The organism is Paenibacillus qinlingensis, from assembly GCF_013204845.1.
Classification (GTDB): domain Bacteria; phylum Bacillota; class Bacilli; order Paenibacillales; family NBRC-103111; genus Paenibacillus_E; species Paenibacillus_E qinlingensis.
In genome coordinates this window covers 183367-208618 of the sequence record NZ_JABMKY010000005.1, presented here as the reverse complement: position 1 = coordinate 208618, position 25252 = coordinate 183367, and the positions used below count along the sequence as shown (strand labels likewise).

Here is a 25252-nt window from a genome sequence, read left to right as displayed (position 1 = left end):
ACCTTCATTCAGCGAAGCCCGACTGTTTCTGTTCTATAACTTATTTCTTGCCTGCTTTGAAATCCTTCGCATATTTATCTGCCCATTCAGATGCTACACGTTGACCGATCTTTTGAATCGCTTGATCGACGGTTTGAGCACCTGTTAGCGCCATTTCGCCTTCTTGTTTGTAGACGCTGTTCACTAAAATGTTTTTCACACCAGGGAGCAACGGATATTCTGGATATTCCTTTTGTTCCACGAAATAATGGATGTTTTTAGGTTTCAAGCTGCCATCGCCAATATAAGTCTTACGAATATCATCGTTGATATAGCCTGTGAGGAAGCCTTTGGCTGCAAATTGCTTTGCGCCCTTCACACCCGTCATGAATTCAACCACTTTGAACGCTTCTTCTTTGTGCTTGGAGTTTTTACTGACCATCAAAGATACCGGAGTCGCCAAGCTTGTGTTAGCAGCTACGCCATCTGGATGCGGAACCGGCACAACGTCCCAATCGAAGCTAATTTTCTTCTCTGTTTCTGCTTGTCTGAGCTGTGCCACATGCCAATCTCCGATAAGGTTCATCGCGATATTCCCCTTTTGGAAAGCGGCGTTGTAATGAGCGGACGTTGTGATTTGTTCAGCCCAGCCCATGATGGAGCCGTCTTTTTCCATGTCCATTCGGAATTGAAGCCCCTTTTTGAACGCGGATAAATCTTTATCAATGATCGAAGCACCAGCTTGAACGCCTTGCATATACCACGTTTGTGCCCATGGATGGACGAATGCCCCATAAACCTTATTCGTGCCATCGCCTTTTGTCATCTTCTTCGCTAGTTCACGGAAATCGTTCCATGTCATATCGGCTTTCGGGTAAGCAACACCCGCTTGGTCGAACAATGTTTTGTTGTAGAACAACATCCAATTGGATTTCCGATAGGGAAGTCCGAACACTTTATCGTTTACTTTTAACGAATCGTATAAAGGACCGAAACCAGATACATCTACGTTCGCTTTTTTGACATAATCATCTAAGGGCTCTAAGATACCAGTATCCAAGAACAGTTCCATCGTCCCACCGAACAAATCCATATCCTCACCTGAGGACAGCTGCATGCGAAGCTTCTCGTAATACTGCGCTTGTGGAATGGTATCAAATTGCACCCCAATATTCGGGTTCTCTTTGCTAAATTCGGCATAAGCCGTTTTAAACGTTTCCAAATCATCCGGAAGTACCGTTGCTTTCAAATTGACTTGTGCCGCTTTGGCATCCGGGGAAGTCGTATTTTTATCTCCCGTCGTTGTCCCAGCGGAGCCGCATCCTGCTAGCAATCCCAATAACAATGTGCCTGTCACGCTAAGCTTCAAACTTTTTTTCATTGGACACTCACCCTTTTTTTGATATGATTTGTTTGCGTTTTCTTAATTTGAATTATACGTAGATGCCAAGGAGTCTGACAGATGAATGTTTTATTCCCCCTTTTGGCAGAAGAGAAGGATGTGATCCGATGCTGTTCGTTACGTTAGTCCTGCTTATTTTTACCATTCTATTCACATACAAAAAGCTAAATCATGCGTCAACCCGCTTCATGTACGGCATCATCATCGGCTGGGTGCTTTCTTTCGTATCGTTCACGTTATACCTGAGTAAATTCAATTATTACTTCAATGTCATTCACAGCTTCTTTGATTTTAGCCCTGGCACATGGAATTACTTGGTTCTTACCAAGTTTAACCCTAATTGGCTTATTCGGATGTTGAACGTCGGCGTTGGATTGTTCTACTGCTCGCTGCTCGGCTTTGCCATTGCCTTTACTCGTTCTCTTAGCCTTTCAAAGCAACGATTCGTTTATGGCGGTATCTCCCTCTTTTTTATTATCGAAACGGCTTACTATGATCCCGCTTTTCACATTGTGCTAAGTAATTGGATTAACAACCTGCTGTTCCTGAACACGATCGAAATTGCCTTAATGAGTCTTCGCTATCTCATACTTTTTGTTGCTTTTGGCGTGCTCATCAACTATTATTTGAATTATCCGAAAATTAGGTTTATCAAAAATTTAACCCTGTATCATGTTCTGCTCTTTATTCCACTCGTCGTGATCCATCTGTTCATTTTCTCATGGGCCCCGAAAGTATTGGTCAAAGAAACGTATTTGAAAGGATATTTCAACTATCTTCAGCCACCCCTTGGCTATCAGTCGATCTTACTTCCTGTATTTCCATTTGCCATTTATTTAACGCTTATCTTAATGATTTATCTCGTGTACAAATTTAACTCCATTGAGAATTACCGCAAAAACCGCGATATTCAAATCAATAAAAGCATTGACACGGCTACGCTCGGAACGCGAGCTTTTACACATGCCCTCAAAAACCATTTGATCGGCATACAATCCGAAGCGACCTATCTGAAAGAGCGCCACCAAGCGGACAGCGAATCCTTGTATAGTCTTGACCTCATTTTACAATCGTCGCAGTCGGCACTCACCAGTATTAACGAAGCCGCAGATAAGCTTAAAAATATGAACTTGAATCTTCAGCCGATGTCCGTCGATATTCCCGTGGGACAGGCTATTGCTCGGTTAAGCGAACAAGTTATTAGCTGCCAAATCGACTATTCGCCTGGCACATTGCCCGCTACCAGCTATATTGATTCCGGTCATTTGACCGAAGCCATCTATAACCTGCTTCTCAATGCCAGCGAGTCCCTGCAGTTCCGAGAGGACGGCCGCATTGTGGTTGAACGGAGTCAGCAGAACGGTTGGGCGCTCATTCGGATTGCCGATAATGGACCTGGCGTTCCTGAGGAGCATTTGGAGGCGATTTTCGATCCTTTTTTCACCACAAAAGCTTCGGTAAACAACTGGGGGATCGGCTTGTCCTACTGTCATAAAATCATCTTAGGCCATGATGGCAAGATTGTCGTAGAAAGCAAGGAAGACGTTGGAACGACCTTTACGGTGTTCCTGCCGATTATTTAAAGCGTTGGACAGCCGACGAAAGGGGATTCTGCAAAATGACACAACAACCTATCCGTATTCTCATCGCCGATGACATGGAAGCCCACCTCAGAAGGCTGGAACGGACATTTGCCAAACATGATGATTTTGCTTGTGTGGCGCGTGCTTCATCGGGTCACGATGCCGTTATTCAAGCAGCGCTGCATCAACCGGATGTCATTCTTATGGATATTGAGATGGAATCCCAGTTTGCAGGTATTCAAGCGGCCAAAGTAATTAACGAGAAATACCCGCAGATGAAAATCATCGTACTGACCGTTCACAAGGATGAGAACTTCATTTTTGCAGCTTTCCAGACAGGCATCACTGATTATTTGCTTAAAAATGCTGCTGATGTCGAGATCATGGAAGCGGTACGCTCCGCCTTCGTGAATGCATCGCCTATCCGCCCGATGATTGCGGAGAAGATACGCGAAGAATTTGCACGCGTGAAACGAGCAGAAAGCTCCCTGCTGAATATTATTCAAATTATTTCAGAGCTTACACCCAGCGAATTGCAGGTGCTAAGACTGCTGTGCGAAGGAAAGAAACGAAAGCAAATCGCCGAAGAACGCTGCGTCGAGTATGAAACGATCAAGAAGCAGATCAATTCCATTCTGAAGAAATTCCAAATGCCCGATTCGGCGATGGTGATTCAAACGATTAACGATTTGCGCATTTTTGAGGTTATGAAAAAGCTTTAGGTGAACGGAGCGGCTTGAGGCGCTTTCTATGAGAGTAAACCGCTAACAGCGGATTGTCGATCGTGTCGGACATTGCATTAAATGGAAAAAGTGCATCTATTTACTAGATTTTCCCTAAAAAAGTCGATTTAGATGGTAAATATGTAGTTATTCCCGCCTCTTTTGTTCAGATGGGCTAATATGGTTAAAAATAACTGTAGGTTATCCATCTATCCTGCGATTGCTCAGGAAATCGAAAGATTTAACTGTAGAAAATCCATTTATTTTCCAGAAGTAAAGAAGATCATCAAATAACAAAAAAGAAGACCTAGCAGCTAGGTCTTCTTTCTTTCCTCTCTCAGTTCCCCCAAATCGAGTTTAAATACGTATCCGTTGGCATAGGCGGCATGGTCGGATTGGTGGCGGACAAGGTCGTATCCACTGTCCATGAACCGCTGGCCGGCTGCTGGGATGCCTGATAGGCATAGCTGGTTTTCGTGTTGCTTGCCGATGTCCAAGATGCCGAGCCCATTCCACCGATGATAACGGAGTCCAGCGCTACAAAGTTCGTGCCGTTGCCATTAAATGCTGCTGTCCCGGCTTCCGTAGATCCTCCGGCAAGGAAAGGATAGCGGCTTCGGGCTACGCTCCCCGCTGCAAGATAACTATGCTCGAGCACCAGCCCGTTCAAGCTGCCTGTCTGAATTGAACAATTATTACTGGAGAAGATCGCGGAATCGCGGATTGTCATATTGGAATATGCACCCGAACCAGCGAATTGCATCGTATCCGTATGCGGCTTCGGTGTGGTAGCAGGATTAAAGAAGTGCGGTGCAAGATAGATGCCATCGAAGCGCCACCCGTCAATAGGGCCAGACGACACGGAATAGAAATCTGAGGCATCACCGTCGACCACTTGAGAATCCGGCATGACAACTTCGCTGAATTCTACCATGGATGTTGTCTGATTTGCGATACCGTAGCCTGCCAACCATCGGGTCACTTTGGTCCAAGCCAAGGCTGAGCGGTCGCAGCCTTCCAGCTTGATCTGGTCAGCGATCAGTCCCGCGAAAGCGACGCCACGCACATTCTTGATCAAAGCTCCTCCTGTAATGACCACCGTTCCATAACCATCACGAGGAGCCACTGTAATTCGCTTCGTCCACGAGGAAGACCCTAAATTTTGCAGCACCGGCGTATTACCTGAACCAGCCCCGTTGCCCGTCAGGGTGCCGGGCGCAACCCGAATCAACACACCTGCTTCTGCCTGTGCAGACGTCACGCCGGCGATCGCCGTGTTGATCGCCGACCAGGAGTTGCTCACTTCGATAATGTTGGCAACGTTGGTGTCGTACATAAATGGCGTAGGAATCAGCGACGGCCAGTGCGTACCGTTAGGTCCAAATGAAGCATCGCGATCAGGCTCATCTCCTGGGTCTGGACCAGGATCCGTCGTTCCCGACGGTGCATACACCTCTAATTCATAGATGGAATAGCCATACGTCGTTGCAGGGGTGATCCCCTGTACGCGCACATATCTGGCTGTGGCTGCTGCTGCAAGCGTAATGGCGTCAACGCCGCCATCACCACTCGTAGTTGCATACACATCCGTCCAAGTGGAGGCATTACTGGAAAGCTGGATCTTATAAGCTGTTGCATAGGCGACTCCCCACTGGATCGTCACGCTGCCTACATTTTGCGACGATCCCAGATCCACATACATCCATTCGCTGCTTGTGTAGTTTGAGCCCCAGCGGGTAGTGGTGCTGTCACCGTCTGTAGCTTTACTGGCGGCTAAGGCACTATTCTTCACCGAACTCGCGACAGCGGTTTTACCTAGAGCCAAGTTACTGGACGCATAAGCAGGTGTTTCCCATCCTGGAAGTAAACAAGCCAGTGTAAACAGAACAACCAGACAGAAAGCGAACATAGACATATTCTTCTTCATCAAGTCATCTCCTCATACGCCGTCCTTTACGGACTAGCGTGTTTATCCTAATAGATGATTATGACATAGCCTTCAGTGCTCTTCAGTTCCTTCACTTCGTTACTTTGACAGTCATCGTATCACTGGATGTCGCACCCGCATAATTCACAAGTTCACCACGATACTCATACGTACCTTTTACTTTATTTGTTATATTTGCCACAACGGATTGAGCATTTGGCGTATTCACAGCCAATGCTTGCGAATAAATAAGTACGCCATTTTCATACAGATTATAGGTCGTACCATTGGTTCCCCACCACATGTTCATGTTAACATTGAAATTTCCGTCACCATCCCAATTATCGTTAGCAAGAACGGGTTTAGCAGGAGTTGCCTGTTTGACGATCACGGTTAAATCTTGGCTTTTGCTCGTACCAAACGTATTCGAAAGCTCCGCGTGGTACTTATAGGTACCATTCCGTTTATTGGTAATCGAAGTTACCGCAGATTGCGCGTTAGGCGATTGGTCCGTAAGAACCTGTGTATCAATTAACACATCATTCTCATAGAGTTTGTAACGTGTGCCGTTATCGCCATACCACATATGCATGGTAACTTTGTAATGACCATCCAGCAGACCCGTATCCTGCCCATTGTCGTCTGATAGTACGACCGAACCAGGTTTACCAACGGCTAAGACAGGAAGTACAGGCTCCACATTCCGCACCGGAATCCGGGCAGGCTGGCTAATCACATTCTCCCAAAGCTCCTTCAGCCAATCGTAACCCACATTAGCATCTGCGGTGAATTCATCCCGAATGCCAAGCGACTTCCCTTTCGCATAACCGGAATACCCATTGACCGCTTTATAGATGAGATCTGTACTGCCAATTGCATATCGCGATTGGATCAACGCCAGATCCTCTGGAGAACCCGATGTCGCAACACCATAATAATAGGCCTCCAGCAAACTAAGAATGCTGTTATTCCACCCCCTTGTCACATAATCGAGATCACTTCGAATGCCATTCGCATCCACCGAATCGAATTCTTGAGCCATTCCCATCATGCCGACATTCGGTAATCCTTCCGGGTTAATGACAAATGCCCGCAGCGTATCGTTGCTGTATAGCTGAGCTTTCACCGTTTTGTTGTACATAATCAACGCGCGGTCTTTCATCCATTCGAATGGCTGAGCCAACGTGTGACCTCTAAACGTAAATTCATTCTTCACCGCTGCCTCGAGCGCGGACTTGCCGGTTTGACGGAAGGTCCAGGCAATACTGGAAAGCCCCGCTGCTTGAAGCTTGCTCATAAAGCTGTCATAGTCAAAACTGATCAGGAAGGCATTAGCCTTATCGGCACCCCCGAGATAGCGGACCGTAGCTAGCGCACTGGCAATAGCGCCTTCCACATAATTGGGATTCCAGCCTTTGTTGAAATTACCCAACTGATCGATTCCCGTCGAAAAATTGTTGTCATCGTCATGTCCCCAATGCGCAGTTACCAAATGCGCTTGCATAATGAGGGTTATTTTGGCTTTCTCCTCCGGAGTTAGCTCATTCCAGACGGCAGGAATCGTCGATGCGAGATCAAGTGCTTGGATTGCGAGAGATGTCGCCGAAGTATCCAATGAACCAGAGGCACCAGGCTCCCGCTTACTTCCGGGTACTAGCATATTGCGAATATGCGCCAGAATCCGGCTTTTAATCATCGTACCGTCGCTGCCCTTATACGAAGGGTCATACAAAGCTGCTGTCGTCAGATACATCAACACCGTGCCGCTTCGCAAGCTGTGCGACGTCCACTCCAGACTTAGCTGATATTGCAGCAAGGGCTCGCGGAGCGCGCTGTCGATCAAGCTGTGACTGAACGGGAAGGGATGCAGATCCTGCCCCAGGGTGGTTGCCGTCACGATTGTGTTTGGCTCCGAAACTTTATTGGCTACATCGGTTGCCGTCACATAATAGCGGTATGCGGTCAGCGGTGTCAGTCCCTCATCTACATAAGCCGTGAGGTTCGTCGTGCCGAGCAGCTCGCCATCCCGATAGACGGAATATAGCTTAATGCCCGAATCGTCCGTGGAAGCTGTCCACGATAATCGAATAGCTTTGGAGGATTGTGCCTCCGCTGTAAACTGTCGCGGCAATTCTGGCGGCAGCAGATCAATCAACTCTGTTCCGTATACGTTCATTTCGGAAAGCGTGACCCGATCGTTCGCGCTCGCGAAACCTACACGACCAATTGCATACTGAGATTCCTCCGCCTCACCGATATAATCACCGTCCAGATACACACGGATAATCGACCCTAGTCGGTCAATTCTCAGCTCCTGCGCCGTGCCAGGCTTCAGCAGGCCAATGTCGAAATCCTTGAGTTGAACAAGCGAATTGTTCACGACACGGAAAATACCGTTGGTCGCATCGTCATTGCTTTTATTCAAAGAAACAAAGCAGTAGTTCTTCTCATCCACATAGTTGAACACGACAGCTAGATCGTCCCAATCGCTTCGCGGTGTCACCATCACCTTGCCGGTCCAGACAAAATCACCAATATACGGTGTCTGATGAACAATCACGTTGCGAAGCGGATCAGACCCTGCGCTCGCATAGGTCGTTAAAGCGAGATTGCCGCTTGGCGCTTCCCATACCCCTTTGCCGTCGGAATTCACAGCCACCGTCCAAGCAGCCAGATCAAATGTACCGCTCGCAATCGCAGTTACTTGCGGCAACACCGGCGGACTCAATACAGTCAGTACGTCCAACTCCGGACCTGGCGTCCAATTGCCCTCGCTATCACCAGCTTCAATACGGAAGTGATACGATGTCGATGGTGTTAATCCTGTGAGCGGGAGCGAGAAAGTATCACTGCTTAATGTACGCATGAGGTTCTCCCCGTTAAACAATCGGTAGCCTGTAACATCTTCATTATCCAACGCTTGAGGCCAAGCCAGAATTGTCTTCGTCTTGGATGTGCCGGTTGCCGTCAGCGTACTCCCGACCGGCCACGTAGGAACATTCACCCCAGATGGCGGACGAACCTCCACGTGGAAATGGGTTGTTTGACCTTCGACGGATATGGTAATCGTCTGCACTGCGGCTGGCGTGCTGCTGTCAAAGCCACTCACTGAGTAAGCCGTCAATGGCGTCACTGAGCCATCTTCATAATGACCATTGACGAGCAGACCCGTCAGATCCAGCTTATCGCCTGGATAATAGACAGTCTTCAGCGGCGGATTGACGACTTCGATGGAGGTTAGAGGCGTCTGAGTAGTCCTCAGTACGAGTCGAGGCTCTCTTCCCACTCCTGCCGCATTCTGCTCCTTGGAGGCAAAGGTAATCTGCTGATTATGCACCTGTCCTAAGAGGGCAAAGGACAAGGCTTCATCCTGCCAATGGGACAACACATAGTCTGTCACATCGAATTCGTAGAACTTGGTTGCCGGTCCTACCGTGACGACGGCTAGCGGATCTGCGACATTGGCGGGCGCGTTATTCCAAGTAATGCCCAATTCCTGCCAGGCATTGTCATTAACCGGGTACACCCCTACGCCTCCCGTTGTGCCGGAAGTATCGGTTCGATAAACTTGGAGTGTGACGCTGACAACCTTCTGAGGATCACGAATACCCATGTCTGCCAACGCGAACCTCGTATAAACTTTCCGAGTTGTATTACTGCTGTTATCCCTCTTCAGAACAAGTACATCCCACGAACCGTAATTGGTGTCTGCCCTAGAGTTCAAAGTATAGGCGTCAGCTGAGGGTTTCACTACCACTTCTTTGTACACGCTTTCATTTACGCTAGTAAGGATACTGCTGTTCGGATTAACATCGCCAGCGCTTGCAGCATACGATATGAACTCGAGCCCAGGTGAAAGCAATCCAAGTATCATAACCCATACAAGGCCCATTCCAAGTGTCCTTCTCATCCTCATTTCCCCCCCATGCTTATTTTTGGTGGCGATCCTCATACAAGCCGGGCTGTCGCAAGATGCACAGCCCGGAAACATGTAAAGTAGATCAGCCTTTCTTATAACGCGCATAAGCCTCGTTCTTAATCTTCAACACTTCATCAATGCCTAGTGTTTTCAGTTGTTTGACGAAATCGTCGTATTTGGCTTCAACGGATTCTGCACCTAACAACCACTTCTGCCCTGTCTCCACGCGGTACGTTTCAATCTGCCCTTCCAACTCTTTCAAGCGCTCTTGCTCTTTCACCGTAAAGTTCAGATTCGGCACGCTGACTTTCTTAATATACTTAGCGTTATACTCATCGATGGAAGCCAATACACCCTCTGGCGTAAATTGCTTCTCATAATCAAAATTCTGATAGAAGCCGATCTCTTGTTGCGCGCCCATCTTCTGCAAATTGAGCAGCACGTTGCCCGTATCCAGCAGCGACTTCTTGAAGACCGGTTTGCCGCTTACCATGTCATAGGTTTGACCTTCCAAACCGTAGTTGGCAAGTCGACGCCCTTCATCGCTGAACCAGAAATCCATGTATTTGATTGTTTCGACTTGATTCTTGTTAGAGCTGGCAATACCCCAGCCGGATGGACTCACAGTGGCACGGTAATCGAACCACGAGGTATCTCCTGTCATGCTGGCCACAGGTGGGATTGGCGCCAGATTCACATTCGGCACTTTATCTTTGGCTTTCACATTGTAGCCATACGTACTAGCGAACCAGTCATGCGTGGAGCCGCCGAGGTTATCCGATAGCATAACCAGCCTAGTGTCACCTTTGCGGGTGAAAATTTCTTTGTCGATCAGCCCTTCTCCATACCACTTGGCTAGGTTCGTCATCCCCGTTTTGTAGGTAGGATTGATCGGATCGTAGACAACGGTGTCTGTTTTCGGATCTACTTTATAGCCCGTACCGGCATCCCATAGGTTAAGCAGCGAGTAGACCCCGAAGGATTGACGGTTAAAATAAGGGATCTCATCTTTCTTGCCGTTTCCATTCGGATCGTTGTCCCGGAAAGCCTTCAAGACACTGTAATACTCATCCGCCGTCGTTGGCTTTTTGAGTCCCAGTTTATCGAGCCAATCCTGGCGTATAAACCATCCCGTGGAGGCAGCTCCATCTGGAACAAAGGAGACATAATAGATTTTGCCATCTGCGGAAGTCAAATACTTGCGTACGTCCGGGCGGCTGTCTAAAAACTTCTTAATATTGGGCGCATTTTTATCAATTAAATCGTTTAGCGCAACGAGGCCTCCCTCGCCTCCTAGCTTGTTGGCATCTTCCTTCTTGCCGAAATGAATAATATCGGATAAAGTCCCTGACGCCAGCATCAAATTGTATGCTTCAGCGCTATTAGTCAGCGTTTTGGAAGCAGTACCCTTTAAAGTCACATTGGTTAGCTCAGCTGCCTTTTTGAAGACGGGCCATTCGTCATTGAATACTTTATCCCCGCCACCCCCATTTCCGTAGTGCATATGAATACTTAACGTAATCGGTTTGGAGCTGGCTTGTGAGGATTGTGGACTTGCCGGGGCAGCTGAAGCGGATTGCGGCGAAGCCTGTGCAGATGGAGAAGCTGTGGTCTGTTCTTTATCCGATGAGCAACCTGTGATCATACTGACAGATAATGCAGCAGCTGCAGCTGCGGTCTTCCATGCTTTGCGTTTCATTGACATGCAACCTCCCTAGGTATGTGCAAAATGATAGTGATTCATTTTCTCTACTTATAGTGCCTATCGAGGAGGCACCACCTCCCTTAAGATGCAAATTGCCTTCTTTTCACCCCTTAACGGAGCCCACCATAGCACCGGCGGTAAAATATTTTTGAATAAAAGGGTAGACCACAATCACTGGAATAATCGCGATAACAATCGTTGCGTAAATAACGGTTTCCTGAGAGAACAGCACGGTTGAATCCGTCGTTGCCATCATGCCTTCCGTAGGATTCATAGATACGACTAGTCTGCGTAAAAGCACTTGCAAAGGAACCTTACTCTCATCTTGAATCAGCACCATGGCCCAAAAATAGGAATTCCAAGTGCCCACGGCATAGAACAGTGAAATGGTGGCCAGCGCAGGTTTGGATACCGGTAAATAGATACGGGTCAGAATTTGAAAGTCTGACGCACCGTCCACCTTGGCGGCCTCTTCCATCTCTTCCGGTATGGACTGGAAGTTCGTGCGGAGCAGGATGACCAGAAAAGTGGTTACAGCAAAAGGAATCAATAACGCCCATCTGGTGTTCAACATGCCAAGCTCTTTGATTGTCAAATAGAAAGGAATCATACCTGCATTGAATAGCATCGTAAATGCGATAAAGAAACTGATTGGGGTTCTACCCATGAATCTTTTCTTGGATAACGGATACGCTCCCATAATGGTGAAGACGATCTGCAGACAGGTTGCAGCTATCGTGTAGAATACGGTATTCCCATAGGCCCGCCAAATGCCAGCCTCCGTCAATACTTGCCGGAATGCCTGCAGCGTCAATTCTTTAGGAAACAGCACCACATCTCCGGATAAAACGGCATTCGAGGAACTTAAGGAAGCTGAGACGACATACAGGAATGGATACAAAGTCGCTGCAGCCAAAAGGGCAAGAAATAGATAGTTGCACCATGTAAAAATCTTTTCTCCAGGTGTCAGGAATTTCATAGGTCATCTCCTACCATAAACCGCTTTCGGTATATTTTTTGCTTAATTTGTTGGCACATATCACCAACACAAGACCGACAACAGAATTGAACAATCCTACGGCGGTGCCGATATCATAACGACCATCTTGTAGTCCCGTCCGGTACACATACGTGCTGATCACATCAGAAACCTCATACGTAGAAGGCTGATACAATAAAATGATGGCCTCATATCCGACATCCAACAGGTTGCCTATTTTTAGAATCAACATAATCATAATCGTAGGCATGATCCCTGGCAGGGTTACGTGCAGCACTCGCTTCCATTTGTTCGCCCCGTCAATGACAGCGGCTTCATGAAGTTCAGGATGAATGGCGGAGAGAGCAGCAATGAAAATAATGGATCCGAACCCGACTTCCCGCCATATATTCATGGAGATGAAGATGGTTCGAAAATATTCCGGGACCACCAGAAAATACAGTTTTTCAAGACCCAACTTTGCTAACAGCAAGTTGATAATGCCATTCGTTGGAGATAAGAAGTTAGTAACAAACCCCGCTACGATGACAATGGATATAAAATGCGGCAAGTAGGTGAGTGTCTGAACGGTTCGTTTGAACAGCATGTTCTTCACTTCATTCAGCAGTAAAGCCAATATAATCGGCGCCGGAAAAGCAAAAATTAGGCTATATACGCTGATCAAGATCGTATTTTTCAACGTTCTTAAGAAGTAGGGACCTTTGAAAAAAGTTACAAAATTATCAAACCCTACCCAAGGACTTCCAGATAGTCCCTTGTATATACTGTATTTTTTGAAAGCCATTTGCAACCCCAGCATCGGATAATACTGGAAGATAAGGTACCAGGCGATAAATGGAACAATAAGCAAGTAAAGAAAGCGGTCTCTTTTTAAATTGTGCAAAATCCTGTGCCGTGTGCTCGCTCTTGCATGTGCGCCTGGTTCCCATATAGCCGTTTTCATACTCATAGACAATTCCCACTCCTTCTCTTACTCTCGCTGCTTGGTTCTCACGGTTGAAGTGTAGCATCGGCTTCCAATATCCGTAAATCCTCATTATTTTACTACATCTCGATAATTTTGATTGGTGCGAAATCTTGATTATTTTAATGGTCTCGATTATATTGTTAACGCTTACATAACAATGAGCGTCCAAGTGTTAATAATACAAAAGCCCACGGCATGTGCCGGGGCTTTGCTTCCATAATTTTTTCCAATTAGGTTCATTCATTTCGCTTGGCATACTGGCCAGGAGATACACCTTCGTATTTTTTGAAAATGCGGATGAACGTATTGACGTTGTTGCAGCCTACTTTTCCTGCTACATCATTGATGCTGTATACTTCGTCAGCATTCAGATATTCCTTCGCCTTGGTTACTCGGTATTGGTTTAAATATTCCTTAAAATTCTCCCCTGTGAACTTTTTGAACAACAGACTGATGTAGCCCAATGATAGGTTGAATTGCTCCGCAATGTCAGACAGCGAGATATCCTCATTGAAATGCGCATGAATGTGCGCTAGAAGCTGCTCTGCTACGGTATGGTCTTGCTTCTCACTGCGATTCGCCATACTCGCCATAATGACGGCGAACACGTCATAGATTCTTTCCCGTACCCGTTTGCGGTTCCCAGCCTGCTTCAGCTCGTCATAGAGTGAGTCTTGGCCAAATAGCTCCCTATAACTCTTGTTCATCTGGTTCAGAATACGATGCACCGTTACATCGACAGCAAGCACCAAGCGGGCTAGCTTCTCCCCGCCGGTATACCGTTCCTCCAAGTTCTCATCCAGAATACGAGATAGAATCGCTTGTACCTGGTCTGTCTTCCCTTGTAGGACAAAGGTAATCAGTTCACGCTCGAGTTCTAGTGGATAGGTGTACATATCTGAACTTTGCAGCACGACATCATTCACGGTGATAACCGTATTCTTTTCCAGCGCAAACCGTCGCTCCAATAAACGTACTGCATCCTGGTATGACTCGGCGCTGTGGCTTAAGGAAACCACCGGACGACCGATGGCAGCGACTACGCGAATCTCCGTGTCGGCTTCAATGCCGGATAGAATATGGGTAAAAATCCGTTTCATCCGATCGATCTGCTGCTCTTTGACGATAAGAACATGCCGCTTGTGCTCCAGTTCTACCTGTTCGTAATCAAATTCTTTCTTCACAGCCTCCAGAATCATCCGGAATATCCTCGCTTTGATCTCTACCACGGTCTCAACCGGGAACTGCGCCTCCAAGTCTTGCGCGTCCACGAGCTCCATCACGACAACGGTAACGTCATGCTGCACGTGCTCTAGTCCATATTTATCCGCATTGTTCTTGACTTCTGCCTCGCCGGTTATCCCATAAAGCATGTTGCGTAAAAAATGATCACGCAGAGACAACCGATTGTTCTGGATCGTTTCCTTCAGGCTGTCATTCATGCGGGAGATGTTAACAGCAGTTGCCGTAATAAAGGACATATCATCGGTGCTCTCCAGCGCTTCATCCCCGACACCTCTCCTGCCTTGATCCAATCCCTTGAAAATCGTCAGTACATTATGAATAGGCCGGTAAATATTCCGTGAAGCCAGGAAAGCGACCCCAGCACCGATCACAAGCAGCAACCCAAACAACAATAACGAATGAAACAACAAGCCAGACAACTGCGGCTGCCAAGCGTACCCCGACAGCATAAACAGATATCTGACATTCGGCAGCACAGAAGAACTCACGAGATGCGCCTGATCATCGCCATATTGTTCCACATAAGGAGCTCTTCGCTCCTTCATCTGAGCCAGCACCTCATCTGGAATTCCACTGTTGGCTTCATTTTCTTTGAGATCTTCTTTGACATCCACCAATTGATCACCAGATAGTACACCGATACGGTTCACCTGGGTATCTAATTTGAGTAAGTCCGGGTAAAACCCACCCTTGAAAAAGGAGATAACGAACATGAGATCATTCCTGCCCGTAAGCTCTTTCTTTACAAAAGAGATCGTATCGTACCCGTAATTCTCCGTTTCGGACAATCGTTGTTGTACCAGCACGACATTGGAGTACTTCGAATCTTTGATATACCCGTCGATCTGCTCAATGTCTGTGGCTTTCAACGCCATTTCCTTATAGTACTTGTCCTTATCAATGGTCCCAAAAGTCGTAATGACCAAATTGTCATCGGGTTTCATCACATCGATCCGGTAGCCATAGTTCTCGAAAGCTTCCCTATTTTTCTTTAACTGTTCCAGCACCAACGTAATGTTGGCATAATTGCGCGTTGCATCATTGCTATAATTCAGAAAATACTCCGTTCGCTTCAATTGGTACACCAAATTAAAAGCTACTTGCAGCCGAATATCCATCTGTTCCCGCATTTGTTCCACGGATCTTGTGGCATTGGCATCCCACTTCTGGTTGAGGGACTCCATATTCTTATAGATCAGGAAGCCAACAGCAATACTGGCATATAAAAACACAATCAAGATGCAGACCAGATACACTTTGGTGAAAAACTTCTTTTTTTGCACATCTGCCGTTCTTAACATCCCCTGAATCCCTCCCCTGCTGGATGTTACTTCCAAGTAACCGCTATCATTTCACTATTCTCTACATCCTAAGCTAACTCCGAGCGGCTGTAAAGAGTATCTTCCTATTTCGCTTCAGATTTGGAAAAAGTAGGACTGCCTCTTCCTCTTACTTACATCCGAAAGGAATATCGATGCCAAACTCATCACTAACTGGAAAACCTCCAGTTATTTTCCTAATTTAGTTTGGATTTTGATGATTAACTGGAAAATACGTAGGTAATTTAAGCATTCCTGCTGTATTTGGGGCAATACTTAGAAATTAAATGTATAATTTCCATTTATTATTAAAAATAAAAGGAGTCTCTCAAAATTAGCTGTATGTTCTCCCGTTATTACGTTTAATCTAAAAATGACCCAGCCAACGGCTGGGTCATTTTTAAACGATTACAAAAATTTTCGCCTTAGCTCAATGCCCCATAAATGGCATTCCGCAGTCGCGGATGTATGAAGGGCTCCTGGCTCGGCAGCATCTGCTGCATGTACACGACGGACAGCTCTTCCTTCGGATCGATCAACATGTACGACCCGGCTAAACCAGCCCAACCAAATTCACCGATAGAGCTGTTAATGCCACCGGCAGTTGGATCCATCATGACACGAACGCCTAATCCATAGCCATAACCCCGCAATTGTTGCCAATTGAAGTCCTTGAGCTGTTGCGGATTCAAATGATTGGTCGCCATCAATTGAATCCTCTTCGAACTAAGAAGCCGCCCCCCTTCATGCTCCCCACCTTTCGCGAGCAGCTGTGCAAACTGGCTGTAATCCCCAATCGTCGAGAGCAACCCAGCTCCGCCGCTTTCATAGCGACTTTTAGGTTGATAACTGGCGTCCGTTTTAGTATTAGGTGTCAGCAGGCCCCCTTCTGGTCGATCGTAGATGGTGCAAAGACGATCCCGTTTGTCTTCCGTTATCCGGAATGAGGTGTCGATCATTCCTAACGGATCGAAAATTTCCTTCTGGAGAAATGCTCCAAATGTTTGTCCCGTCAGCACTTCGATCAACGCGGTCAGAACATCGTGGCTGAATCCATATTTCCAGCGCGTACCGGGATCGAATTCCAGCGGAATGGTCGCCAATCCGTTAGATAACGCCTGCATGTCCAACGTTTCTCTTTTAACATTCTCCAACATTGTACGGGTTTGTCTTTCGGTTTCCGTGCCTTCACCAGCGTAGGTAAGACCAGAGGTCATCGTGAACAAATCCTTGATCAGGATCGGACTGTTAACGGGAGATAAATACTTTGTACCATTTTCGTTATCTCGGAATGTCTGTTGATTCTTGAACGCGGGCAAGTATTCCTCCAATGGATCGTTAAGCAGATAAAGTCCTTTCTCATACAGCATCAGTGCCGCTACGCAAGTAATGACCTTCGTCATTGAATAGATCCGGTAGATGGTATCTGGTGTAATCTCCTTCTTCATCTCCAAATCCGCATAACCCAGGGTTTCCTTATAAATGACTTCTCCTCGCTGCACAACGGTACAGGCACAGCCCGCAGGTCCCTTTTCAATCATACTTTGAAGAAGTGGCGTCAACCGTTCATTAAGTCGCTTACTTGGGTTCATATTACTATGACCTCCTAGGGATGTTTTACATTGAAATTACCATATTTTTCATTCTATCTTTTTTTAGTTTTTGCGACAATTCTAAATTTTAGTATCCGGCTTTCCTATGTTTATAAAAAATAGCCCTACGATTTCTCATAAGGCCCTATCTCGGAACTAATTACACTACTCTTTTGGCAATAAACGTCAGATCGTACATATCAATAACGCCGTTCTTATCAATATCGGCTTTACTTACCTCCGCCCAGTTGGCGTTTGTCGAAGATGTACCAAAATGATAAGCCACAAATCCCAAATCAGCGACGCTGATTTTACCGTCAGGCAGTCCGCCTGCTCCCGCAATATCTCCCGTGCTAGCCGTGATTAGCTTACTTGTGAACAGGGCAACAGCCTGATTGACTTGCACCACGGCTTGATCCAATTCCTCCTGTGTAACATCCGCTTTGACGAAAGTTGCCCCTGCAACTCCAATCACCGCTTGCAACGCTGCTTTCGCTCCCGTCATATACTGGCCGTTGGCGTAACCCTCCACAGCTCCAGCAAACAAACTTTGAGCATGCTGCAAAGCAGCCTGCAGCACCGTCTTATTAAGTATGGCCGCAACAATGACTGCTTTTTCTACAGCTGCTGCATGTAGTTCGTTCCCGCTGCCATCCGCTAATAGAACAGGACCAACCCCAAGTATCGAACCACTCGTCGTTTTCTTCGCTGTGAAAGTAAATCGAAGCACAGGTACATCGCCGTTGAGTGCGTGACTTGCGTCGGTTGTCGCCAACACGAATCTCTCAGTACCCGCAGGGTTGCTCGAAGTCTGGTTCAAAATTACGGTATTGGCTGCAAGTGGCTGCGCGCCAATTAACTCGAATACCTGACTATCATAAGTCAGTGTAACATCCTGCGCTGAGACATTGCGTGCTGCTTTTAAACCATAGTCAAGCGTATATGTTTCGCCAATCTTCACCTGCTCGTCACCTGTCAGAGCAACTTCTGTCCCAGCAAGGACTGCACCGTCAACTAGTCGGATTACGCCAAAGCCAGAAGTGTCCACCCAACCGGAATCCGTTAAGTTGTTCCACATAGCCACACTATTTCTTGTTCCAATCCCAGGATCATCATTGACTTGAACGTCAAATCCCATAACATGACCTGGCACAGGGGTAATCTTATTCCAGCGGATCGCAGCTTCCACCCGATAACCAAGGACGCTATTGTTTGCCCCGTATACCGTCTTGGTAACCGATTGCAGCTGATCCCTGAGGAATGTTCCTCGAGAACTGATTTGATTCAAGTAATTGAAGCGAATTTGTGCATCATCGTTCTCATACAGACTACTTTTATGATTATTCTCATCCATAAATAATTCGACGGAATCCTGCAAGTGGGTCTGGGCATTCGTTGCGCTCAATAACGGGTCATCCACTTCAACCAAGACGTATAAATACTGGTCATCCCACTGGGTGCGGAATTTCCCTTTGGCCCCTTGCGCTGTTGATGTTGTTGAGTACCGCTCGGTCGTATGGATACTGCTTTCATCCCAGCTTGCGTCTATCTCTCCGTCAATGATAGGTGTGCCTCTTCTTGCTTCCGCATACAAGGAGGCCGGGGTAAATTTCAACAAACCCACATTAGCCATCGTGACAGCTTGCTGGCCAGACGTATCATTCCAATGAATCGTTTCTGCCCCATTCGTTATGCTAACATCAAATCCTATGTTTTTACCTACAGCTGTTAGGGTACTATCTAACGGCAAACGGAAAATGCCTTTATAACCGTTCGCTCCATCCTGCAAATAGCTGCTGGCACTCCCTTGAACCTGCAATCTGCTATACGTATACGCATGATCGTCCTGATCATAAACCGTCGTTCTGCGGTTATTTCCATCCACAAACAACTTTACTGCGTCCGTGGCGTCCAAGGTGCTATCAACCACTTCTACTTTGACATACAAGGCGTTGTCATGCCATAGCGTCTTGAAGGAAGCGTTCGTGTATGTGCTGCCTGCAACCGTTACTGGGGTCATATAATCCCACACAGGATTCTCTAATCCGGCAGCATCCATCGTCAAATCCCCACTCTGTTCAGCATGTATCGTTTGAATAAGCACTGGAAGCTTACTTGGGTCTACCAACGCCCAATAAGCAGACTTAGCCTTTAATGATTCATCAAAAAGTAGGGGAAGATCCTTTCTACCGCCCGGTGTGCTGTCTAGCCATGTGCGATCATCCGCCAATCCCCAAAACGTAACGCCTGTAATATTGGCTTTATACTTATTGAAAACTTCGAACATGTCTTTAAATTGATAAGCTTGCTGAACTAACAGAGAGTCCACAATTTGCTTATCGGCAATGGCGTCATACTTTTCAGTGGCATTTTTGTAGATGGACATATCCATCTCCGTAATCTGAATATCGATGCCAAGTGCCGCTAGCTTCGCCATCGTACGATCCACCGTATCTTTATCCGGAATATAGATCGTATTGTGCGTTTGCACGCCGATTCCATGAATAGGTACTCCCTTGGCAAGGAGGTTCTGAATCATGCTAATGGTGAAGTCCAGCTTGGCAGTTGATTCGAATATGCCGAATTCATTGTAGAAAAGCTTCGCATCCGGATCTGCTTCATGCGCATATTGGAACGCTTTTTCTATAAACTCCGGCCCCGCTATACTGTACCAATTGGTTCTACGGAAGCCATCCGATTGACTGGCATCAATCGCTTCGTTGACGACATCCCAGGCATAAATCTTGCCTTTATACCGCTCAACGATCGTTTTGATATGGTTTTCCAATCGCGCATACAGCAATTCTTTGGTCGCTGGTTGACCTTGTGCATTCACAAACATCCAATTGCCTACGCCTTGATGCCAGACCAACGTATGACCACGTACTTTCATCCCGTTCGCTTGGGCGAAATTCACATAGGCATCGGCCGTATCAAAAGTGAATACACCTTCCGTTGGCTGCAGATAAGACGGCTTCATGGAATTCTCGGCCGTGATGCTATTAAAATGCTTCTTAACTAGATCACTGTGCACATCCCCATTCAAATAATCGGGCGGCAATGCAACCCCGATGGGGAAATCAGCGGCGAAAACATCCTTCAACGAAGGGATATCGGTTTGGACAACCTTCGTAGGAATCACCTTCTCCACCACACTGACATCATCCAAGTAAAAATCGGTTCCTGTGCTTGCCGTCTCGAAATAAAGATCCAACGATGTCAATGTACCTGTATATTCCAACGTAAATGCACCCGAGATCTGCTTCCATTCCTGCCCATTTGCAGTGACTGAAGCAACACCCTGATAAGAGGTTACGCCACCTATGACCTTCTGGAGACTTAAACTAACCTTTTCTTCCTTCCCCTCCGGAAGTCTTACCCAAGCCGATACGATGTAGGTCTTTCCCTTCACTAACTTAGTTATCATCGGCTGCATGACGCCTTTCCAGTTCGCGCTGCGTCCTGAAACCAACAAGCTTTTGGTTCCATTATATACAGGCTGTGGCGCATAGACGGCTTGGAGTACGACTCCGCTGCCTCGGATTTGCCAAGGACTGACTCCCAGCTCCATACCCGAATTACTGACTAGTTCATTTGGTTTCTCCAGCAGAACTGCATCATCCACATAGATATCGAAGGCATCTGTAGCGGATTCCAAATATAGAGTCAAGTTCGTAATCGCTCCTGAAGTTTCCTCTGTTACTTTGTACGTTGCTTGAATTTGGGTCCATTGTCCGGCTACCAAATTCTTGGCAGATCCAACACCCTTGAACACGCTGGGCTTCGTTCCCCCATCGATACTCTTATCCAGCGTAAGACGGATCTCCTTCCCGGCACCAGCTGCATCCACCTTGACCCATAAACTAATGTCATATTCACTGCCTACCTTCATCTTGCCGTAAACGGACTGCTGCACACCGCGAAATGCGGCTGTACGTACTACCTTCATGCTGTATGCACCCGTATGAGCATCACTATTGACCGTAAGTGTTGAGTTACCACGCGCTGTCCAGCCATTCACTGTTCCTGTCTCGAAGTCAGGGTTTGCAAACAGGTTAGACGCAATCTGCCCGGAAGGCACCGTTGAATCTATCGCCGCATTTCCAGTCAAAGGATGTAGAAGCGACAACACCATCATGAATGTAATAAACAAGATGAGCTGGAAACCTTTCATTTTTACTGAAAACATTATTATCCCTCCTTTATTCCTAGTCAAAAAAGCAAGAAATCTATCCTTTCACACCGCCAAGCGTTAAGCCTTTGACAAAATAGCGCTGTAAGAAAGGATACACGAGAATGATTGGCAAACTGGATACAACGGTCATCGTTGCACGGATAGATCCTGGTGTAACCGCATGTTCGGTTTGCCCAGCAGATGCATCCTGTAAGGCTTGCTCCATGGTTCCCGTCACTTGTTGATTCGCTGATTGTAAAATCTTCATGAGCTCATATTGAAGCGTGCTTAAATTCGAATTATTAGATGCGTACAGGAACGTATCGAACCATGCGTTCCATTGCGAAACGGCAATGAATAGCGCGATGGTAGCAAGTACAGGCATACACAATGGAAATATGATTTGTACAAAGATGCGAAAGTCACCAGCTCCATCTATTTTGGCCGATTCATTCAAACTCTCCGGCAAGGAATGAATATACGTCCTGATTACTAACAGATTAAAGGCTGTTACGATACCAGGAAGCACATAAACCGCAAAGTTATTGACCAATCCAACATCCCGGATTAGAAAGTAAGTGGGAATGAGTCCGCCATCAATATACATGGTGAATACATAAGCCATCGTAATGAAACTTCGCAACACATAATCCTTCCGACTGATTGTGTACGCCACCATCGCCGTTAGAAACACACCTGAAACAACGGCAATCACTGTACGGAGGAGAGAAATCATACCCGCATGCCAAATATGGGAATCTCGAATCAAATCCTGATAATTAAATAACGTAAACTTTCTGGGCAACAGATAAATGCCACCCTTCATACTGTCCGTTGCATCATTAAGTGAAAGCGCTATTACATTGAGAAAAGGGTATAACGTAAATACTAACAATAAGCTCAATAGAATCGTATTCATGATGTCAAACAGATTACTGCCTGTTAATAGCTGTTTTGTACGGTACATGCCCAGTCCCCACCTTATATAATTCTTTCTTCACCCATTTTACCCGCAATGTAGTTGGCCATTAATAGCATGGCGATACTGACGACACTGTTGAATATACCTGCTGCTGCTGCAAAGGAATAGCGTGATAGGCGTATACCGTACTCCAATACAAAGATATCGAAGACCATCGATTTATCCTTAACTAAACTGTTGCCTAGCAAGTACTGCTGTTCAAAACCAGCCTGCATCACGTGACCAATACTCATGATGAGCAAAATCACGATCGTTGGTTTTATACCTGGAAGGGTGATATGACGGATCTTTTGCAACCGGTTGGCTCCATCGATATCCGCCGACTCATAGAGATGTGGCTCGATAGCGGAGATTGCCGCCAGATAGATGATGGCGTTCCACCCTACATTTTTCCACACATTCGCGATCCCGATAATCCACCAAAACAGGTCCGGTTTCCCCAGCCACATTTGAGAAGAATCGATGACTCCCAGCTTTAGCAACAGAATATTAACGATCCCATTGTCAGAGGAGAGCATAACCATAATGATATTGGCAGCAACTACCCATGAGATAAAATAAGGCAAATAGGAGATCGTCTGTACCGTTCTCTTAAACCAAGTCACTCTCACTTCATTTAATAAAATCGCCAACCCGATTGCCGTAATGAAGCTAAACGTAATATTGATGGCGCTCATGGCAAGCGTATTGCGAAGAACATGATAGAACAACTCATCTGTAAAAATACGTTTAAATTGCTCAAGTCCAACCCACTTTTGATGTAAAAAGCTCTTGCCTGGCACATACTCTTGGAAAGCCATCGACCATCCCCATAAGGGCATATACTTAAAAATGAATAGATGGATCAAAAGCGGGACAGACATAAGCACCAAGACTCTTTGCTGCCATAGTCGCTGAGTAAATGTTTTTTGCAGTATGATGAACCTCTCCCATCCGCTTGTTCATTACTTTCTCTTTATCTATAAAAAGCCAGCTGGCATGAAGGTGAGGATAACTCTTCTGGAGTCCCCCTTCACCGCCAAATTTTTACCAGTTCTTCATGCGGAAATCAACCGATTTCTGAAGTTCGTCGATATACGATTTCGTATCCAAAGCCTTAAACTTCCCTGTATACTCTTCCCACACTTTGTTGTAGTCAGCTGGATTCGACAGAACTAGTTTCGGAATGTAGGAAGTCAATAGATCATCGATCTTCTGCTTGGTCAGCTCTCCTTTTCCACCCTTTTCCAACACAATATCAAACAGCGGGAAATACTTGCGTACTTCTGGTTTTGCAAATAAATCATTGTAAGACGAAATGCCATATGCCTTTATGATTTCTTTATCGATGTCATTATAAGTGGCCGTTAGCAGTTCTGCTTGATTGTCGGCGCGTGCTGCATTTCCGTCTGCCCAGTATCCGACCGAAATTGGCAGCCCTAGGAAATAATCCCCGCCCCACTGCTTTTTGTACTCGGGATTCTTAAAGTTTGCGATCATCTCAGGAGTTCTATAGAATCGGCCCTTCTCGTTAACTTTATAATCAACGTCCTTCACGCCCCAAGAAATCAAATTCTGCGTATCTTGTTTCGCTAGGTAATCCAAATACTTGATAATGGCAACAGGATCTTTGGCATCCTTCGAAATACCCATGCCGGCTGATGTTGACATACCTAGTGGTGGGGTATATTGCTCTTTGATGCTGCTATCGTAGACAAGTGGCAACGGTACGAAAGAACGCTCTGGTTTCTCCTTGTCCAGAATATCAATGGCTTTGCCGATCTGGAAACGCTGATCGTGTAAACCAAGTACTCTACCAGAAGTAAGCTTCGCAATGTATTGGTCGTAGTTCATGATGAACATCTCTTGATCCAACAATTTCTTGGCGTTGATCTCATTCAATTTTTGATAATAACGCTTCGACATGTCTTTATCTTGGAAAGTATCAACCTTAAAGCCGCCATCTACTTTGTCGGCAATCCCGGCACCGTCATTCGGATAACCTGCGAGGAAGAACGACGGATTAACCAAATCATGTTTACGTGAGCCCTCCATGATTCCTTCAAAGCCAATCGTTTTGCCGCCTTCAATTTCCGGATACTTCTTGGCATACTTTTCAATCACATCAAAATATTCATCAAGCGTCTTAATCTTCGGGTAGTTAAACTCCTTCAATACAGCTTTCTGAATCCAAAAGCCAGTTTGAGGTGTTCCCAGCAACGGTGCTTTATCTCCCTCTTCATATGGCACCCATCCTGGGAGGAAATAGACCTTACCATCCGGCTGTTTCAGCTTATTCCAGCGCGCATTGTATAATTTTTTTAAATTCGGAGCGTATTTATCCACTAACTCATCAAGTGGAATGTACGCGCCGGCGCTAAGCAACTTGGAGGTTGATGGCCCTCCATCCATGAGATCCGGATAATGGCCGGAAGCGATCATGACGCCAATTTTGGTATCCAAATCACCCACTAGATATTCCCGCTTTAGCTTGACATTTGTCTCTTTGTCAATCATGTCACCTACGCGAGTAGACCCTGGATAATCAGGTAAGGAACGATTAATAAATACACTAAATTCTTTTGGTTCCGCTTTCGTATTGCCCCCTGAATCCGTACTGCTTGTGCTTGGTTTCGATTCCCCGCTGCTGCATGCTGCAGCAGTCAGGGCTAATGCAGCGACTAACGTTACGGAAGCCGCTTTTCTGAAAACCTTCATTAGGACTCACTCCTTGTGGTTTTATCTTGCAGGTCATTA

General features: G+C 46.3%; 14 protein-coding genes. 2 read left to right on the top strand and 12 right to left on the bottom strand.

Annotated elements, in window-relative coordinates:
• Positions 1–40: 40 nt before the first annotated feature.
• Positions 41–1360, bottom strand: a complete 1320-nt coding sequence (locus HQN88_RS12845; RefSeq protein WP_246320208.1) for an ABC transporter substrate-binding protein — start codon at positions 1358–1360, stop codon at positions 41–43.
• Between the two features lie 128 nt (positions 1361–1488).
• Between HQN88_RS12845 and HQN88_RS12840 the strand changes: the two genes are divergently transcribed.
• Positions 1489–2964, top strand: a complete 1476-nt coding sequence (locus tag HQN88_RS12840) for a sensor histidine kinase (protein ID WP_173112034.1) — start codon at positions 1489–1491, stop codon at positions 2962–2964.
• Positions 2965–2999: 35 nt separating this feature from the next.
• A complete protein-coding gene (locus tag HQN88_RS12835; RefSeq protein WP_173112031.1) occupies positions 3000–3686 on the top strand; it encodes a response regulator transcription factor in 687 nt (228 codons plus the stop codon).
• 337 nt (positions 3687–4023) lie between these two features.
• Here the strand turns inward: HQN88_RS12835 and HQN88_RS12830 are convergent, their stop codons facing one another.
• From HQN88_RS12830 to HQN88_RS12780, 11 genes are all read right to left on the bottom strand, one after another.
• A complete protein-coding gene (locus tag HQN88_RS12830; protein ID WP_173112028.1) occupies positions 4024–5613 on the bottom strand; it encodes a discoidin domain-containing protein in 1590 nt (529 codons plus the stop codon).
• Positions 5614–5704: 91 nt separating this feature from the next.
• Positions 5705–9523, bottom strand: a complete 3819-nt coding sequence (locus HQN88_RS12825) for a CBM96 family carbohydrate-binding protein (RefSeq protein ID WP_173112025.1) — start codon at positions 9521–9523, stop codon at positions 5705–5707.
• 91 nt (positions 9524–9614) lie between these two features.
• Complete coding sequence (locus HQN88_RS12820) at positions 9615–11231, bottom strand: type 2 periplasmic-binding domain-containing protein (RefSeq protein WP_173112022.1); 1617 nt, start codon at positions 11229–11231, stop codon at positions 9615–9617.
• A 109-nt stretch (positions 11232–11340) separates the two neighbouring features.
• Positions 11341–12216 (bottom strand): carbohydrate ABC transporter permease, encoded by an 876-nt coding sequence (locus tag HQN88_RS12815; protein WP_173112019.1) that lies wholly within the window; start codon positions 12214–12216, stop codon positions 11341–11343.
• A gap of 10 nt (positions 12217–12226) precedes the next feature.
• The gene (locus HQN88_RS12810; RefSeq protein ID WP_246320207.1) at positions 12227–13186 is read right to left on the bottom strand and encodes an ABC transporter permease; all 960 of its coding nucleotides are present in this window, start codon (positions 13184–13186) and stop codon (positions 12227–12229) included.
• 254 nt (positions 13187–13440) lie between these two features.
• Positions 13441–15750, bottom strand: coding sequence for a helix-turn-helix domain-containing protein (locus tag HQN88_RS12805; protein WP_173112016.1), 2310 nt, complete (start codon positions 15748–15750; stop codon positions 13441–13443).
• Between the two features lie 443 nt (positions 15751–16193).
• Entirely contained in the window at positions 16194–17360 is a 1167-nt protein-coding gene (locus HQN88_RS12800; RefSeq protein ID WP_173112013.1) for a serine hydrolase domain-containing protein, read from the bottom strand.
• Between the two features lie 160 nt (positions 17361–17520).
• On the bottom strand, positions 17521–21549 hold the full coding sequence (locus tag HQN88_RS12795) for an endo-1,4-beta-xylanase (protein WP_173112010.1): 4029 nt from the start codon (positions 21547–21549) through the stop codon (positions 17521–17523).
• Between the two features lie 40 nt (positions 21550–21589).
• The gene (locus HQN88_RS12790) at positions 21590–22501 is read right to left on the bottom strand and encodes a carbohydrate ABC transporter permease (RefSeq protein ID WP_173112007.1); all 912 of its coding nucleotides are present in this window, start codon (positions 22499–22501) and stop codon (positions 21590–21592) included.
• A gap of 14 nt (positions 22502–22515) precedes the next feature.
• Positions 22516–23379, bottom strand: a complete 864-nt coding sequence (locus HQN88_RS12785; RefSeq protein ID WP_171637680.1) for an ABC transporter permease — start codon at positions 23377–23379, stop codon at positions 22516–22518.
• A gap of 163 nt (positions 23380–23542) precedes the next feature.
• Positions 23543–25213, bottom strand: a complete 1671-nt coding sequence (locus HQN88_RS12780) for an extracellular solute-binding protein (protein WP_173112004.1) — start codon at positions 25211–25213, stop codon at positions 23543–23545.
• Between the last annotated feature and the right edge of the window lie 39 nt (positions 25214–25252).